Consider the following 17122-nt stretch of genomic DNA (forward strand, 5'->3'; position numbering starts at 1 on the left):
AACTGAGCATGCAATTATTAAAAGTAAAAGGCACCTTGCCATTTATGAAAGCACGCAAATTGGCGATGGGTTTCTCCATCTTGCTGATTTTTGCTTCTGTTGCGTCGTTTTTCGTTAAAGGTCTTAACTTTGGTTTGGACTTCACCGGCGGTACCGCCGTTGAAGTCGGCTTCTCGCAACCGGCGGAGTTAAGCAATGTACGTAAAGTACTTGCTGAAAATGGCTTTGCAGAGGCTTCGGTGCAGTTATTCGGTTCCAGTAAAGACGTACTTGTGCGCCTTCCACCTCAGGGTGAAGGCGTAAAGGCCGAAGTGATTGGTAACCAGGTGATGACGGCACTAAAACAAGCCGATGCCGATGCGCAAATGCGTCGCATCGAGTTTGTTGGCCCAAGTGTGGGTGAAGACCTTAAAGAGCAGGGCGGTTTGGCCATGTTAACGGCGCTTATCTGTATCTTGCTTTATGTGGCGATGCGCTTTGAGTGGCGCTTTGCCCTAGGTGCGGTATTCGCGCTTTTCCACGATGTGGTGTTAACCATGGGCTTATTCTCACTGCTCGGTCTTGAGTTTGATTTAACCATCTTAGCGGCCATCTTGGCGGTAATAGGTTATTCACTCAACGATACCATAGTTGTATCCGACCGTATTCGTGAAAACTTCCGTAAAGTGCGTATCGACGATACCTTGCAGATCATCGATATTTCACTGACGCAAACCCTGAACCGTACCTTGGTAACCTCAATCACCACCATCTTGGTATTGATTGCCTTGTTTGTATGGGGCGGACAGACCATTCACGGTTTTGCTACGGCATTGCTATTTGGTGTGTTCATCGGTACTTACTCTTCAGTATACGTTGCCAGCTCGGTAGCCGTGGCGCTGGGTGTAAGTAAAGAAGACTTGATCCCGGTAGAAGTAGAAAAAGAAGGCGCGGACTTAGACGCCATGCCTTAATCGCCTTTACCGCGATAACTCAAAAAAATGCCGCTTTTAAGCGGCATTTTTTTTGTTAAGGGCTCGACGGGAGAAAACTCTCTCGGAAAAATGGCCGAGCCTTGTTCTGATTCGATGAATATGTGGAAAAATCAACCTTTTCATGCAGTTGTCATATTTGACTGCTAGCCTATGCCACCGTTTGTGCTTTTGGTGTAGTAGGCCGGTGAATACGGACTTGATAGCAGAATTAACCTTGATATTGCGGCAGCGGTCGATCACCACCGTATTTCAGCCTATTTTCGATGTGACGAAACAACGAATTATAGGTTATGAGGCCCTAAGTAGAGGTCCGCAAGACAGCCCTTTACACGCTCCTGCCGTGTTGTTTTCCTGTGCCCAACAGGCACAGAGACTCTCTGAGTTGGAATTACTGTGCCGTGAGGCCGCCATTGCAACCTTTGCTGAGCTACAACTCGATGGTAAGTTGTTTTTAAATGTCAGCCCCAATACCTTGCTTGACCCCGCACACCCCAAAGGGCAAACGCTGCAGCTATTGCGAAAATACGGCTTGGGGCCCCAACAGGTAGTCATAGAGCTCACCGAACAAGACAAGGTCGAAGACGCAGATCTCTTGCGCGTAGCGGTGGAACATTATCGCGAACTAGGTTTTCATATTGCTATTGATGATCTGGGAGCCGGTTACTCGGGGTTAAAGCAGTGGTCAGAAATTCAGCCCGATATCGTCAAAATAGATAGGTATTTTATCGATCATTGTGATTTCAGCCCGGTCAAACGAGAATTTTTAAAATCCATTATCGATCTGGCCAAGGCCACCAACACCCAAGTGATTGCCGAAGGCATTGAGCGTTTTGAGGAATTCCAACTGGTGACCCGCCTGGGGATAGGTAATGTTCAGGGTTACTTTTTGGCGTGCCCAAGTGTCCAACCGGAACGTCACTACCGGCATCAACATATGCACGAGTCATGGCAGGCATGCGATCGGCGCGACCAGTCCTTAAGTATAGGCTGGTTGGCGGAGGCCAAACAGGTGTTGTGCCAGCATACCTGTTGCCGTGAAGCGCAGCAGTTTTTTGCCGAAGACAAAAGCGTTTTCAGCGTGGTGGTGATCGATGCCGACCGTCGTCCGGTCGGGCTGCTTTATAAAGAGCAGCTCTGTGAGCTATTTGCAACTCCCTATGGGCATGCACTGTATGATAAGCAGCCGGTCAGCGCCCTGATGGATTGCTCCCCCCTGGTTGTTGATGAGAGTGAGGCGCTGGACAGCGTCAGCCAGCAGATCACCGAAGGTGAGCTGGATATTCGTCGCCATATCATTGTCACTCGTGCCCAGGAATATCTCGGGGTGGTGCCGCTGCGCCTGATTCTCAAGCATATGACCGAGGAAAAGGTGCGCCATGCTCAGCATGCCAATCCGTTAACCATGTTGCCCGGAAATATAGCCATCAATGAGGCCATCGAACAACGTCTCCACACGGGCAGCTCCTTTACTTTGGCATATTTTGACCTCAATCATTTTAAGCCCTTCAATGACCTGTACGGTTATGCCAACGGCGATGGCGTAATTAAGTTGGTTGCGGAGCTAATACGGCGCCATACCCAGGCTGTTCCCTGCTTTGTCGGCCATATCGGTGGCGATGACTTTATGGTGGTGTTCGATGATGCCCAGGCGCAGGCAATTTGTGCCGCGGTTATCGCTGATTTTGACCGCCAGATTGTCAGTTATTTCAGCACCGAGCACATCGCTGCCAAGGGGTATTGGAGTTGTGATAGGCAGGGACGGCGCCAGTTTATACCCTTGCTCTCATTGGCGGTTGGGTTAGTATCCCCCGATGTAAACTGCTGCCACAATGCTCATCAGGTCGCGACCTTGGCCGCCGATGCCAAAAAGGAAGCTAAGCGCCAGCTAGGGAGCCATGTGTTTTGCTGTCAACGCCGTAAGCCGGCAGCCCCCTTATATCGCTTACATCAGGATGAACTTGATGCTCAGCGCCATAGCCTAGGGGGTTAGGCGAGCTTATTTTTAAGGCCTGGACTCATACCAAGCAAGGGGTGTTCATAAATTTAGCTATTTGCTTATTAGCCGCTGTTTGATAATCTGTGCCGCAGTTGAATCGAGGGTTGTTATGAAGCTGCGCTTTTTGGGTTTTACAGTTGGGTTACTGGCCGCATCCATGGATGTTAATGCTCAAGGAGTGGGTGAGCAAAGCACTATGCGTGGGCACTGTGATGTCGAGCTGACACATGGCCTGATCATCACTCAGGATACCATCCGCATCGTCGATAATAATCAAACTCGAGTACAGATAAATCAGGGCAATCAATTGCTGGTAAGAGGTCAGTGGATTGAGCTCGATGCAGCAGAAACGGAAATTCTTGAGCAATACAACCAGATGATCCGCGATACCGTCCCCGAATTGGTAGAGCTGGCCACTGATGGCGTTAATATCAGCCTGAGCGCGATAGAGAATGTGGTTAGCGGCCTTTCAGACAAAGAGCCTGAGGTGCTCAAAGCACAGCTTCAGTATGTGGAGCAGGCGTTACGTAATAAATTCAAACGGGGTGATGACTTCTTTTATATAGCCCCCCAATCCTTGTCTAAGCTCGATGACTTTTTTGCCCAGGAAGTATCAAAAAAAATTCATACCGCTATTCAGGGCTCGCTTGGCGCCATGTTGGTGGCATTAGGGGATGCGCTCGATTCCCGCGAGGGCAACATTGAGGAGCGTATCAGTGATGTTGGTGCGCGCATGGAAATCATTACCGCAGAAATCGATAAGTCTTTGCAAAAGAAAGCCGAGCAGTTGGCACTGAAGTCGGAAGAATACTGCAATTGCTTGAATATGCTTAACAACACCGAATCCAAGCTGCAAAAGCTGGTCCCCGAGTTAGCCGACTTTGACTTAGTGAAAATTAAGTCAGACAGTTAATCCCGAGGCATTCGAGCTGGCAAACCAAGAGAAGGGTCTGCGCCTCAGCTTGAGACGCTGCCCCTATTCTTTAAAGAAGCTCTCTTCATTTTGGGCCAACATGGCCTCGATTTCTTCGATAAAAGCACTGGCGTCCGCACTCTGAGGCTCATTACTTAGAGGCGTGGAAATGCTGTTTGACTCGGAAGACCACTCTCCCAAATCTATGAGTTGGCAGCGTTTGCTACAGAAGGGTCGATAAGGACTTTGGGGACCCCACTCGACCGCTTGTTGACAGGTAGGGCAGTTTACTTTCGCAGGCATCTACACTTGCTCCGCATAATCTTAGATGCGAGCAAGTGTAGCTAAGCACGAAGGCAATTGAAAGTTACAACAGTGTAACCCGGTTTATTTCGGTCAGAGAGGTGATACCAGCGGCAGCCTTATGAAGGCCTGATTCTCTAAGTGTGGTAAAGCCGTCCTTCATGGCGATCTCCTTTATCTCCATAGAGGTGGCGCCGTTCATAATAGCCTGAGAGATTTTTGGGCTGATCGGCAACAGCTCGTATAGGCCGATACGACCCTTGTAGCCTTCGGTGCACTCATCACAACCGACGGCTTTATACAGGGTCAGGTTTGCGATTTCTTTTTCGCTGTAGCCTTGGTTCAGCAACTCGTCGACCGGTAATTGCTCTGGCTCCTTACAATGCTTACACAGTCGTCTGGCAAGACGTTGGGCTATGACCAGGGTCACCGAGCTGGCGACATTATAGGCGGGCACACCCATATTAAGCAGCCGGGTAATGGTTTCTGGCGCCGAGTTGGTATGCAGGGTCGATAGCACCAAGTGACCCGTTTGTGAGGCCTTAATGGCGATTTCGGCGGTTTCCAGATCTCGCACCTCGCCCACCATCACCACATCCGGGTCTTGGCGTAGAAACGCGCGCAGGGCGTTGGCAAAGGTTAGATCGGCCTTGGGATTAATTTGTACCTGGTTAATGCCTTTAACGTTGATTTCCACAGGATCTTCCGCGGTAGAAATATTGCGTTCGGCCGTATTTAAAATGCTGAGGCCGGTGTACAGAGACACCGTCTTACCCGATCCGGTAGGTCCGGTAGCGAGGATCATGCCATAGGGCTGAGCAAGGGCTTGCAAATATAATTGCTTTTGCTGCTCCTCAAAGCCCAAGCTGTCGATCCCTAGGGTGATATCCGAGGCGTCGAGTACCCGCATTACGATTTTTTCACCCCAGAGTGTCGGCAGGGTGCTCACACGGAAATCTATCTTACGATGCTGCGACAGACTCAGCTTAATACGTCCATCCTGAGGCTTACGCTTTTCGGAGATATCCAGCTTGGCCATCACTTTAATACGCGCGGCGAGACGATTGGATAAATTAAACGGCGGATGGGCCATTTCATGTAAAACACCATCGATGCGAAAGCGAATGCGATATTCGCCATCATAGGGTTCAAAGTGCAGATCCGAGGCCTCACGATGAATGGCATCGCGCAGGATTTTATTGATGTAGACAATGATGGGAGCGTCGTCATCTCGGGTTTCATGCTCATCGGCTGCATGATCGTCGTCTTCATGATGGATTTGACCCAGATCTTTGGCGTCTTCCTCGGAGATTTTTAAGGCATGGGTGGCATCGAAGAGGTTTTCAATGATCTTATCGATTTGCTGATAATCACACAGCACCACATCACATTGCATGCCGGTACTGAACTCGTAGTTTTCCAGCGCTCCGTAATCGGTAGGGTCGGAAACGGCCAGCATTAGCCTATTCCCCTTTTGCGCCAAGGGAATAACGTGATGGCGGCGGATCAAACGCTCTTTGAGCAGGCTTTTATCTATGCTTTGTTCATCAAACTGGCTGAGATCAAAATAGGGAACCCGAAAGAGTTCAACGCACTGAGTTAAAAGTTCATTTTGACTCATATTACTGCAGCGCACGATAAGTTCGGCGGCACTGCGACAACGATCCTGTTCAAGCCTCACCTTGTCATTGTCAAGGCGCCCCAAGGTTATAAACTTTCGGATCAAAGGAGAGTTAATGTTCATAAATTACCGATATAACGCAAGCTGGATGTAATTATAATAAGCTTTTAACAAACTAAGTTATTACAGGTTATATCGTTATTGTTGCCTATCTGCACGAGAATGCAACTTAACTCTGTTTAATAACTGTAATGGTAGCGCTGCACCTTGGTCTTTAGTGCCGATAATGTGCCGGAATTACTAATAATATCATCGGCTTTTTTCACTTTGTTGCTACGACTCATCTGCGCGGCGACTATGGCTTTTGCCGCTTCTAATGTCAGTTTATCACGTTCGCAGGTGCGCGTTAATTGCAGCTCTAATTGCACATCAATCAACAATGTGCGCTGACAGTATTTTTCCAGCCCATTTTCAAACAGCAGGGGCGCTTCTAAAATTACATAAGGACTTTGCGCATTGGCTAGCTGAGTGAGCATCTCGGTGCGGATTTGGGGATGAAGCAGGTTATTGAGCCAACGCTTCTCCTTGTCATCGTTAAAAATGATTTTACGGAGTTTGGCTCTGTCTAGGGAGCCGTCACTACCGAGAATGCCTTCCCCATGGCGCTTAGTTATGGCTATTAACGCCGGGCTGCCTGGCTCGACAACCTGACGGGCAACCCGGTCGGCATCGACCACCTCGATGCCGAGCTCGGAAAAAAATTTACTAGCGCTTGATTTTCCGCTGCCAATACCGCCGGTCAAGCCCAAGACCCAAGGGGGTGTGTTAGCCAAGGATCATACTCATATAGCTGGCCTGCAATTGCTCGCCCCAGAGCATGGCTATCCAGCCGGCGATGGCAATATAAGGACCAAAGGGAATTGGAGTGGCCTTATCGCGCCCTTGAACTGTCAGCAAGATAATCCCCAGTACCGCACCAACCACGCTGGAAAGCAGGATAATCATGGGTAAAGCTTGCCAACCCAGTAAGGCACCAAACACCGCCATCAGTTTAAAGTCGCCATAACCCATGCCTTCCTTACCGGTTACCAGTTTAAACAGCCAGTAAACGCTCCAGAGACTTAAATAACCGGCGGCAGCACCGATAATAGCTTCGCTTGGGGAGATGGTGATGCCAAGAACGCTGGCCAAAAGTGCTAACCAGAGCAGCGGCAAGGTGATTTGATCCGGCAGCAGCATATGGTCAATATCAATAAATGTCAGGGCCACCAGACACCAGGTCACGGCGATATATAAAAGCGCCAGTTCACTGGCGCCAAGTTGCCAGGCAACTAGGGTTCCCAGGAGTGCGGTGGCGAGCTCTACTGCCGGATAGCGCACCGAAATAGGGGTTTTGCAATTGGCGCATTTACCGCCGAGTAAAAGCCAGCTTAGAACGGGAATATTTTGCCAGGGCTTTATCTTGCTTTTACATTTAGGGCAGGTGGAGCTTGGCGTAATAAGGTTAAAAGTGCCTTGATTTTCCGGAGCATCCCCTTGAGTCAATTCATCGGCCAACAAGAGTCGGCATTCTCCTTGCCACTGCATTTGCATCATTTTTGGCAATCGATAGATGACCACATTTAAAAAGCTGCCAATGGCTAAGGACACGAAAAAAGCCGTGGTATAAAAAAACCACGGCTGTGCTTGCATTAAGCTTTGTACTTCTGAAAACATATGTTTAGTTAGCCTACAACTTTACCTAGCTGGAATATTGGTAGGTACATGGCAACAATTAGGCCGCCTACTAGAATGCCTAAAACTACCATAATCATGGGTTCAAGCAGGCTGGAAAGGCCGTCTACGGCATCATCGACTTCTTGCTCATAAATAGTCGCCACCTTGGCAAGCATGTCGTCTAGCGAGCCTGATTCCTCACCTATGGCCACCATCTGAATCACCATATCTGGGAAGATATTTGAATTACGCATGGCCCAGTTCATTGGATTGCCCGAGCTGACTTCTGCCTTTATTTCTAATATAGCATCTCTGTATACGGCATTACCCGAGGCCCCTGCAGCCGAGTCTAGCGCATCGACCAGTGGCACACCGGCGGCAAAGGTGGTTGATAAAGTACGGGCATATCGCGCTACCGCCGCCTTATTTAGAATCATACCGACTACGGGGATTTTTAAAATGACCTTGTCCACCTTATCGCTAAAGTCTTTGTTATAGGTGCGAGCTTGGGAAAAGGCATATCCAGCAGCAACTAGAGCTATGAGTATTACCCACCAAAACTTCTGCATAAATTCAGAGATACCTATAACCATAAGCGTAAACGCGGGAAGTTCGGCACCAAAGCTGTCAAAAATGTCTTTAAATTGAGGTACAACAAATACAAGTAATATTGATGTAACTATGATGGCGACAACAATCACGGCGATAGGGTAAAAAAGTGCCTTTTTGATCTTAGACTTAAGCGCCTCGGCCTTTTCTTTATAGAGCGCCACACGATCAAATATTCGATCTAGGGCACCGGACTGCTCACCTGAAGAAACCAAATCACAATAGAGGTCATCAAAGTATTTAGGGTGCTTACGTAGCGCAGAACTAAGCGGGTGGCCCGCCTTTACCTCTTCGCCTATATTATTCAGCAGGGTTTTTAACACTGGGGTTTTCCGAGCCATCGGCAATCATGTCTATCGCTTGAACCAGGGAAACACCAGCCAATAACATGGTAGCTAGTTGGCGCGTCAATATCGCGATATCTTTAGCGGTGATCTTTTTCTTATCTGAGCCAAATAAAGCCTTGGGCTTACGTTTTACCTTGGAAGGAGTAATACCTTGCTTACGCAACTGTGCCTTAACCAGAGCAACACTGGTGCTACTTAGCTCTCCTTCTAGCTTTTTACCTCGCGAGCTTACTCCTACCCATTGGAAGGTGTCTTGCTGACTTTTTAATTGTTTTGCCATTTTTTTATCCACAATCCTGTTGAACTACATTAATAGTAACATGATGATTACGTTCCGCTTACTTTTAGTGTAGAGCATAGAGGTTAAAAATTGTTATCTAAGCATTGGTAACACGGTTTACTTCAACCAAACTAGTCACCCCCTGAGCCACCTTTTTTAGGCCGGAGGCGCGCAGATTATTAACGCCCTCTTGCGTCGCTACCTGGGCAATCTCTAATGAGTTGCCACCGCGCATAATAATTTCTGCTATTTTTGCTGTAATAGGCATCACCTCATAAATACCCACACGGCCCTTATAGCCTTCGGTACACTCATCACAGCCTTTTGCCTTAAAAATAGTGAGCTCAGTTAGCTGCTCATAGTCAAAACCTTGCTTAAGCAGCTCTTCCTGAGGTAATTGCTCCGGCTCTTTACAGTTATTGCACAGGCGTCGTGCCAGACGCTGAGCAATAATAAGGCTAACCGAGCTGGCAATGTTATATGAGGGAACGCCCATATTCATTAATCGGGTCAGGGTTTCCGGTGCCGAGTTGGTATGCAGAGTTGAGAGCACCAAGTGACCGGTTTGTGCCGCCTTAATGGCAATTTCTGCTGTTTCTAAATCTCGGATCTCACCCACCATGACCACATCCGGGTCCTGGCGTAAGAATGCACGCAGGGCGTTGGAAAAGGTCATATCGGCGCGCATATTAATTTGCACTTGGTTTATGCCTTCCAGGTTAATTTCCACCGGGTCTTCGGCGGTGGAGATATTACGCTCGGCGGTATTCAGAATATTTAAGCCTGTATATAGGGAGACCGTTTTACCCGAGCCGGTAGGGCCGGTCACCAGTATCATGCCCTGAGGCTGGGCTAATGCATCAAGATAAAGCTTTTTCTGCTCAGGCTCATAACCCAGTACATCGATCCCCAGCATGGCGCTTGAGCTGTCGAGAATACGCATTACTATTTTTTCACCCCAGAGGGTGGGCAGGGTACTCACTCGGAAGTCGATGCTTTTCTTTGCATTAATTTTTAGCTTAATACGACCATCCTGGGGCTTTCGCTTTTCCGCCAAATCCATATGAGACATCACCTTAATACGGGCGGCAATACGGCTTTCCAGGTTGACCGGTGGCGAGGCGATTTCATGAAGCACGCCATCGACGCGAAAACGGATACGGTAACGTTTTTCATAAGGTTCAAAGTGTAAATCGGAAGCACCGCGCTTAATGGCATCCATTAATATCTTGTTGATATAAACTATAATGGGCGCATCATCTTCTTTACTATTAACATCTGTGGCTATACTTTTTTTGACATGTCCTTCATCGGCTTCAACACCGTCCAGCTCTTCCATATCGCCATCTGTAATTCCTAACCCGGAAGCGCTGTCAAAAAGTGAGTCTATTGTTTTATCAAGGTCATCATAGCGAACTACAATCGCCTCGGTTTGCATCCCGGTATTAAATTCATAATCTTCAAAGGCACTAAAGTCGGTAGGATCAGCTGTAGCTAAATAAAGCGTCTTACCTTTTACGGCAATAGGAAGTAGCCTATGCTTTTTTATCAGTTTTTCATTTAGATACTCTGGCTTGGGGAAACATTCAGGATCAAATTGCGATAAATCAAACTGAGCGACATGAAATATTTGGCTGGCGCGGGCTTGTAACTGTTCAGGCTTTAAACCAGAGGCTTGACATAATACTTCTGGAAGGCTCGAGTTATTTTCCGCTTGATGACTTTCAAGTTTTTTTATATCGAAGACACCTAGGTTAGCAAGCCTACGTGTAAGAGGGGTATTTAAATTCATTTAGTTATTTTGCTTAAATAACAAAGAGAAGCTGGCAGCTCCTCTTTGTAGTAATTGAATCAATGTTAATTTAACATTGAATTAGCACAGTTCAGTGTTGGTATTTGAGCAAGTCTCAACCCAGTTTACTGAAAGGTCTGCAGCTACCGTGCCTGCAAGAGTGTAAGTTTCAGTAGTATTAGGTGAGTTTGTTGGAGCTGTAGCCACGATAGTCATGGTATCGCCTGCAACCACAGGGGCTGATAAAGAAGCAGTAAATGTAAGACCTACTACATCAGCTGCAGCTGTTACGTCTGCTGGAATACCACCGGCGCCTGCAGCACAAACGGCTGGGTTGGTCTGATAACAAACCATAGCGGCTGTTTTGATGTTTGTTGCAGCTAGTTTCGTTTCCGTAAACTCAGCGCGTCGTGTGTAATCCTGGTACGCAGGCAGAGCTACCGCTGCAAGAATACCGATGATCGCAACTACGATCATTAATTCGATTAGGGTAAAACCCTGTTGTTTGTTGTGAGTCATTTTTTCCATTTTCCTCTCCTAAAGGATTTTTTGGGCAAAGTTAAGGTAACCAGAGCTACTGCTTTAATCTAGTTTAGCGCCGGTTGGTTTTCAATGTTAATAGCTTTAAATAATTTTAAAAGTCATTAACACAAAAAATGCCGGCACCGCTAATGTTCGGTTAAATTGTAGCCTAATTTTAAGGAGCTACGAACTTAACCCGCATTTTTTAAAAGTGTACGCTGCCGATGTTACAGTTTCATTGATTTATAACAAAGTATTACTTTATTTTATAAACCTCATTCTTTGAAACTAGATGCTATCACGGTGATTTTATTTTGGGTAGCCCTTTTTATAACATTGTGTAACATTTGTATCGGCGTCAAATCGCTTGGCTCTGTTTTAGAAACGCATTGATAAATCAATAGCTTTGACATGCTTAGTGAGGGCGCCGCTGGATACAAAGTCAACGCCAACGTTAGCATATTGTTGCAAAGTTTCGAAGGTGATATTCCCGGACACTTCCAGCTTGGCACGCCCTGCCGTGCTCTCTACCGCAGTGCGTACATCTTCTAAAGAGAAGTTGTCGAGCATAATGATATCGCTGCCCGCCGCCAGCGCTTCTTCCAATTCGCTGAGGTTTTCAACTTCCACTTCCACCGCTTTATCTGGGTGGTTTTTACGTGCTTGAGCTATTGCAGCACTGATACCACCACAAGCGCTGATATGGTTTTCTTTAATTAGAAAGGCATCGAACAGACCGATACGGTGATTGCGCCCGCCGCCGCATTTTACCGCATACTTTTGCAGCGCGCGCAGGCCGGGAATGGTTTTACGTGTATCGAGGATTTCGGTGTTAGAACCGGCCAGTACTTGGGCATAGCTGTGCGCCGCAGTGGCGGTGGCACTGAGCGTTTGTACAAAGTTTAAGGCGGTGCGCTCGGCGGTAAGTATGGCTCTGGCATTACCTTGGGCGGTAAATAAAAGCTGATCCGGGCTCATTTGTTCGCCGTCGGCGATGTAAAAGGTCAGCTCTACGCTTGGGTCAACCTGTTGAAATACTTCGATTACCAGGTCTTTACCACAGAATACACCAGCTTCGCGGGTGATCACCTTGGCATCGGCCTGTTGCTCGGCGGGGATAAGTTGCGCGGTGATATCGCCCTCAAGGGCGCTTTGTCCGTCTAAATCTTCCGCAAGTGCTTGCGCCACCAGGCGGGTGATAAGTTCTGGAGTTGGGGTCATAAATTAGTACCTATTGGAAGAGTTAAACGGCACCGGCGAAATCGAGCTGGCGCCAGGATTCAAACACAAACACCGCGACCGCGTTGGACAGATTCATGCTGCGGCTATTGGCCTGCATGGGAATACGCACCCTTTGTTGTTCGGGCAGGGCGGCAATAATGTCATCCGGTAAGCCTCGGGTTTCCGGACCAAAGAGCAGGGCATCGCCGGCCTGATAGTTCACCTCGTGGTGGTATTTTTTGCCCTTGGTGGTGCAGGCAAAGATCCGCTTCGGTTGCTGTGAGTCGATATAGCTTTGCAAATCGCTATGGCGCTGCACCTGAGAAAACTCATGGTAATCCAAACCGGCGCGTTTAATGCGTTTGTCATCCCACTCAAAGCCCAAGGGCTCGATTAAATGCAGGCGATACCCGGTATTGGCGCAGAGGCGAATAATATTGCCGGTATTGGGTGGAATTTCCGGTTGAAATAAGATGATGTCTAGCATGGTGTTTATCGACAATCTAAGGTGCTAAGCCAAAATTGGCCTAAGTATATCAAACTTGGTTACAATAACGCACATCAAAGCGAGTGAATCAGAGTGAGTAAAAACATTGGCCAGTGCAGCACCGACGCCAAAGGCAGGAAAAGGATATAATTTTTGGGTGCGCTTTGCCAGCGTCAGCACCCTGGTTATGGTGAGCGTGATGATTGCAGCCAAGGCGTGGGCCTGGTTGGCCTCAGGATCGGCGGCCATGTTGGGCTCATTGACCGACTCGCTGTTGGATATCAGCGCTACCTTGATGAACTTCTTTGTGCTTAGCTATGCCTTAAAACCCGCCGACGATGATCACCGTTTTGGTCATGGCAAGGCCGAGGCCTTGGCCGGTCTCGGGCAATCGGCATTTATTGCCGGCAGCGGTTGTTTACTGGCGTTTCATGCCATAGAACGGATTTTTAATCCGGTACCCATTACTCATTCCCTGCTCGGGGTTTGGGTAAGCGTGTTTGCCATCTTTTGTACCTTGGTGGTGGTGTTTGTGCAATATCAGGCGTTGCAGCGTACAGAGTCGGTGGCCTTGAAAGCCGATTCCTTGCATTACAAGGGCGACTTGTTTCTTAACCTGGCGGTATTGGCGGCTCTGTTGTTAGCCTATTATGGAATGTCAGGAGCCGATCCTTACTTCGCCATTCTGGTTGCTGCCTACTTGTTGTATAACGCCTGGCAGATCGCCACCGAAAGCGCTGGCCACCTAATGGATAAGGAACTTCCCGATGAAGAAAAGGAGCATATAGTGGCGGTGGCTTGCTCTCATGATGCGGTCCATGGTGTGCATGCCTTGCGCACCCGCCAAGGCGGTAAGGTGCGCTTTATCGAGTTTCATTTAGAGCTGGATGACCATATTCCATTAGTTCAGGCCCACCGCATAGCCGATGAAGTTGAGCTGATGGTAAAAGATGCCTTTAGCCTGCAAAAGCACCCCGAATTCGGCGGTGAGGTGGATGTGTTGATCCACCAAGATCCAGTTTCTGCGGTAGCCAAAAACCCTCAAGAATGACGCGCTTCATAATTATTTCTATGCGTTTATAGCGCGAATCTAGGGGCTCGACTTCGCGCTACAAGCCTACTTTTCTCCAACGGACCTGGTTGTGTACTACAGTTAATAATCTTGTATGCAAAGGAGTTGGATATGAGTTTAAATAAATTGTCCCAAGGAAGAGGTGACCGCCTGCGTGGCGAGTACTTTATCACCATCAATTGTTATCAACGCATTCCCTTTTTTCAGCGCTTCGAACTGGCAACGTTATTTTGTTGGCATTTACATCAGCATGAGCTGAGTTGTCGCTGCGCCTGGCTCACCTGGGTACTCATGCCGGATCATTTTCATGGTTTATTACGGCTGGAAAAGGATAATTTGCACGAGGCGGTAGGGCGCTTAAAGGGAGCTGCAGCGGCGGATATCAACCGCAATCTAAGGCGCAAAGGAAAGGTGTGGCAGCCCGGCTATTTTGAACGTCAACTTACGATTGAAGACGACCGCCTGCAAATTGCCCGTTACATTGCTGCTAACCCACTGCGCAAACACCTCGCCTCCAGCCTTGGGGAGTACCCATTTTGGAACTCCCGCTACTTGTAGGCTGAGGTCGAGGAGAGCTGTTTGAAGCTGTCGCTATTCCTCGACCAGTTGGGTGGCGCGGTAAAAGCCGCTGCTGTCGCTCAATAAGGTGACCAGCTCTGGCAGCACTTGCTCCATAGTATGAATCAGGGTGTAGGGTGGGTTGATGGCTATCATGCCCGAGGCGGTCATGCCATGGGTATCGGTATCGGCACTGGTGGCCAGTTCGAACAGTTGAATATTCTTGATACCGCTTTGCGTTAAACGTTGCTCGATACGGTCGATGCGCTCGCGATCCACCACGGGATACCAAAGCAAATAGGTGCCGGTGCTAAAGCGTTTATGGGCCTTAATAAGGCTGTCGACGGCTTTGTCATAATCGCTTTTTATCTCATAAGGTGGATCCATCAGTACGCAGGCGCGGCGAGAAATGGGCGGTACTAGGCCCAATAAGCCGGTAAAGCCGTTCTCACCTTTGACTCGCAGTGAGCGCTTGCCGGCCATGTTTTTCTCAAGCAAGGCCAAGTCCTGTGGGTGCAACTCAAAAAACCAGCCCTTATCTTGCTTGCGCAGGTAATGCTCGGCGACCTTAGGTGAGCCGGGGTAATGGGCTAAGGTCGTCCCTTGGTTCATGCTTTTAATGAGCGCTACATAGTCGCTTAAAGCTTCAACATTACCCTGGTAATCCCAAAGCTTGGCAATCCCGTCGGCGTACTCCTTGGTTTTTTGCATATCGGCATTGTCGAGGGCAAAAAAGCCCGCACCCGAATGGGTATCGATATAATCAAAGGGTTTGTCTTTTTTCACCATGTGCTTAAGCGCTTGAGCCAATACCAGGTGTTTGACGACATCCGCCGGGTTGCCAGCGTGGAAGGAGTGACGATAACTGAGCATAAATAATCCAGACCAAAAAGTTGCGCCGCCATTTTACTCTTTATTGTCAGTGATAAACAGTCGAGCGTCCTTAAGGCACCCTTCAAGGCCGGTGTGCATAAAAAATATGCTGACAACTTAAACCGGCGCTGAACTTAAGTCGGTTGAAAATGAACCCGCTGTTAATACTGGAAAAATTTACAGGAATTAGCGTGTAACCCCTAGCATCCCTGGGCATATTGCTTTACATTTGCACACTCTAATCAACAGTTTAAAGAGCGCATTTATGAATCAAGAAACCCTTTCCCAACTCGAACAACTGGTCGATAAACTAATTGCCCGTAATACAGAGCTAGGCCAAGAAGTGTCGGCGCTGCGTGAAAGTAATGCCAAGTTACAAGACGAAAATGAAACCTTGCAACTGGAAGTACTTGAAAGTGAAGAAAAGCAAAAAGAAACCAGCACTACATTAACGTCGCTACTAGAGAAACTACAAGCGGCTAGCTAATGAGTGACAAAGGGCACAGCGTCAAGGTAAACCTGCTTGGTAAAGAGCATCAGTTTGCTTGTCCCCAGGGGCAAGAGCAGGCGCTACTCGCTGCGGCCGAAAACTTAAATGCTAACGTAGAGCGAATGCGCTCGCGCTCGGCAATTCGCAATGATGACAAGGCCTTGCTGCTAGCGGCGCTGACCTTGTCACATGAATTACTCGAGGCGAAGGCGCAGTTACATCAGCAGTCGGTACAGCAGCACGCTCTGTGTAACAAGCTGGAAGCTGCCTTGCAGCAAGAAGATTAAGGCGCCCTTGAGCGCCTTTTTTACGGAGACTCAATTATGCGTCAATACCTAAGTGCCCTTGTTTTATGTCTGAGTGCGACCGGCCTGCAAGCTCAGCAGAGCTGGCAAACGGTCAGCGAGCATGTGGACTTTATTGAGCAACCCGCAAAGTTGCGCTTTTATGATTCCAACCAAGCGCTGATCCAAGGGGATCGGTGTGCGCTGCTGGTCGATGCTCCGGGGGAGTTTACACAAACTCAAGTGTTTATTGCGCAACTGCGCAAACAATTGCGCGTGCCCCTGTGTTATGTGCTGGCCTCCCATGCCCATGATGACCATTTACTTGGTTTGGCCCTGGTACAAAAGCACTTCCCGGATGCGCAGCTCATCGTGCATCAATCCCTTGGTGATAATTTTCACCTCGCCCATGAGCAGTTAAACGAGCGTTTGGATGGCTTTGTTAAAAGTATCGCCCTAAGTACGCAACGTATGGAAAAGTTGCCGGAGCAGGAGCAACAAGTTTGGCGGGGAAAGATAGCCCGGGCCCAGGCGCGGTTTAAGCAGTGGCAGTCGCTGGCGTTTTCAACGCCTGACAAGGTGATATCCCAGGCCACCGAGCTTGATTTGGGCAAGTTAAATGTCGAGCTACTGCCTTTTGCTGCGCACACCCAAGGTGATATTGCCGTATTGGTAAGGGATGATAAATTGCTGATTGGCGCCGATATGGTCGATATGTTGCCCTACCCAGGCGAGGGCAACTACCAGGCTTGGCTGCAGGCCTTGGATGAGTTATCACAATTGCCTGTAACTCAGGTATTGCCGGGTCATGGCAGTGTCCTTGTAACGTCTGACTTAACAACGCCCAAGGCCTGGCTTGAGGCCATAGTGGCTCATGTTAAGGCGAACCCAAGCACCGATGTTGCCACCTTGGTTGAAACCTTTCCCAAGCGGTATCAGCCTCAGGATGATGAGCTGGCTCAACGTGCCTATGTCATGTTTTTGGAAGCCGGCATTAAACGCGCGAAACAAGCCGCAACAACAAAAGACTAGCCCTTATTTAGGGGGCTTAAAAAGAAAAAGGC

At 48.4% G+C, this 17122-nt stretch carries 17 protein-coding genes and 1 pseudogene; 8 read left to right on the forward strand and 10 right to left on the reverse strand.

The genetic code is table 11. The features are described 5' to 3' along the window. Positions 1-8: 8 nt before the first annotated feature. The 3 genes from secF to C2M36_RS03595 all read left to right on the forward strand — a co-directional run bounded on the left by secF (position 9) and on the right by C2M36_RS03595 (position 3883). Positions 9-953, forward strand: coding sequence for a protein translocase subunit SecF (gene secF, locus C2M36_RS03585; RefSeq protein ID WP_105253728.1), 945 nt, complete (start codon positions 9-11; stop codon positions 951-953). 142 nt (positions 954-1095) lie between these two features. Beyond that, a complete protein-coding gene (locus C2M36_RS03590; RefSeq protein ID WP_105253729.1) occupies positions 1096-2964 on the forward strand; it encodes a bifunctional diguanylate cyclase/phosphodiesterase in 1869 nt (622 codons plus the stop codon). A 163-nt stretch (positions 2965-3127) separates the two neighbouring features. Continuing rightward, the gene (locus C2M36_RS03595; RefSeq protein ID WP_105253861.1) at positions 3128-3883 is read left to right on the forward strand and encodes a DUF2884 family protein; all 756 of its coding nucleotides are present in this window, start codon (positions 3128-3130) and stop codon (positions 3881-3883) included. Positions 3884-3946: 63 nt separating this feature from the next. Here the strand turns inward: C2M36_RS03595 and yacG are convergent, their stop codons facing one another. The 9 genes and pseudogenes from yacG to trmL form a co-directional block, all read right to left on the reverse strand. Next, positions 3947-4186: a DNA gyrase inhibitor YacG gene (yacG, locus tag C2M36_RS03600; RefSeq protein ID WP_105253730.1), complete on the reverse strand. Its 240-nt coding sequence runs from the start codon at positions 4184-4186 to the stop codon at positions 3947-3949. 64 nt (positions 4187-4250) lie between these two features. Next, positions 4251-5930 carry a type IV-A pilus assembly ATPase PilB gene (gene pilB / locus C2M36_RS03605; protein ID WP_105253731.1) on the reverse strand — a complete coding sequence of 560 codons (1680 nt, stop codon included), beginning with the start codon at positions 5928-5930 and terminating at the stop codon, positions 4251-4253. Between the two features lie 116 nt (positions 5931-6046). After that, a complete protein-coding gene (coaE, locus tag C2M36_RS03610; RefSeq protein ID WP_105253732.1) occupies positions 6047-6640 on the reverse strand; it encodes a dephospho-CoA kinase in 594 nt (197 codons plus the stop codon). Then, a complete protein-coding gene (locus tag C2M36_RS03615) occupies positions 6633-7523 on the reverse strand; it encodes a prepilin peptidase (RefSeq protein WP_325050521.1) in 891 nt (296 codons plus the stop codon). The genes coaE and C2M36_RS03615 overlap by 8 nt, the downstream gene beginning before the upstream one ends. An 8-nt stretch (positions 7524-7531) precedes the next feature. Beyond that, positions 7532-8759, reverse strand: a pseudogene (locus tag C2M36_RS03620) (type II secretion system F family protein). Between the two features lie 97 nt (positions 8760-8856). Further along, positions 8857-10551, reverse strand: a complete 1695-nt coding sequence (gene pilB / locus C2M36_RS03625; RefSeq protein WP_105253733.1) for a type IV-A pilus assembly ATPase PilB — start codon at positions 10549-10551, stop codon at positions 8857-8859. Positions 10552-10632: 81 nt separating this feature from the next. Next, the gene (locus C2M36_RS03630; protein ID WP_105253734.1) at positions 10633-11079 is read right to left on the reverse strand and encodes a pilin; all 447 of its coding nucleotides are present in this window, start codon (positions 11077-11079) and stop codon (positions 10633-10635) included. A gap of 372 nt (positions 11080-11451) precedes the next feature. After that, the gene (gene nadC / locus C2M36_RS03635; RefSeq protein ID WP_105253735.1) at positions 11452-12294 is read right to left on the reverse strand and encodes a carboxylating nicotinate-nucleotide diphosphorylase; all 843 of its coding nucleotides are present in this window, start codon (positions 12292-12294) and stop codon (positions 11452-11454) included. 22 nt (positions 12295-12316) lie between these two features. Then, on the reverse strand, positions 12317-12781 hold the full coding sequence (gene trmL / locus C2M36_RS03640) for a tRNA (uridine(34)/cytosine(34)/5-carboxymethylaminomethyluridine(34)-2'-O)-methyltransferase TrmL (RefSeq protein WP_105253736.1): 465 nt from the start codon (positions 12779-12781) through the stop codon (positions 12317-12319). A gap of 187 nt (positions 12782-12968) precedes the next feature. On the opposite strand from trmL, the gene C2M36_RS03645 reads away from it, so the two are divergent. After that, positions 12969-13832, forward strand: a complete 864-nt coding sequence (locus C2M36_RS03645; protein ID WP_105188095.1) for a cation diffusion facilitator family transporter — start codon at positions 12969-12971, stop codon at positions 13830-13832. Positions 13833-13964: 132 nt separating this feature from the next. Beyond that, entirely contained in the window at positions 13965-14411 is a 447-nt protein-coding gene (locus C2M36_RS03650; RefSeq protein WP_105253737.1) for an REP-associated tyrosine transposase, read from the forward strand. 33 nt (positions 14412-14444) lie between these two features. On the opposite strand, the gene C2M36_RS03655 is transcribed toward C2M36_RS03650, so the two are convergent. Next, positions 14445-15284: a 23S rRNA (adenine(2030)-N(6))-methyltransferase RlmJ gene (locus C2M36_RS03655; protein ID WP_105253738.1), complete on the reverse strand. Its 840-nt coding sequence runs from the start codon at positions 15282-15284 to the stop codon at positions 14445-14447. Positions 15285-15549: 265 nt separating this feature from the next. On the opposite strand from C2M36_RS03655, the gene zapB reads away from it, so the two are divergent. The 3 genes from zapB to C2M36_RS03670 are packed head-to-tail and all read left to right on the forward strand — an operon-like array spanning position 15550 to position 17090. After that, positions 15550-15771: a cell division protein ZapB gene (zapB, locus tag C2M36_RS03660; protein ID WP_105253739.1), complete on the forward strand. Its 222-nt coding sequence runs from the start codon at positions 15550-15552 to the stop codon at positions 15769-15771. Then, positions 15771-16061 (forward strand): cell division protein ZapA, encoded by a 291-nt coding sequence (locus C2M36_RS03665; protein ID WP_105253740.1) that lies wholly within the window; start codon positions 15771-15773, stop codon positions 16059-16061. The genes zapB and C2M36_RS03665 overlap by 1 nt, the downstream gene beginning before the upstream one ends. Before the next feature lie 36 nt (positions 16062-16097). Beyond that, on the forward strand, positions 16098-17090 hold the full coding sequence (locus C2M36_RS03670; RefSeq protein WP_105253741.1) for an MBL fold metallo-hydrolase: 993 nt from the start codon (positions 16098-16100) through the stop codon (positions 17088-17090). Positions 17091-17122: the final 32 nt, after the last annotated feature.

This window comes from Pseudoalteromonas sp. T1lg75 (assembly GCF_002964705.1).
Lineage (GTDB): Bacteria > Pseudomonadota > Gammaproteobacteria > Enterobacterales > Alteromonadaceae > Pseudoalteromonas.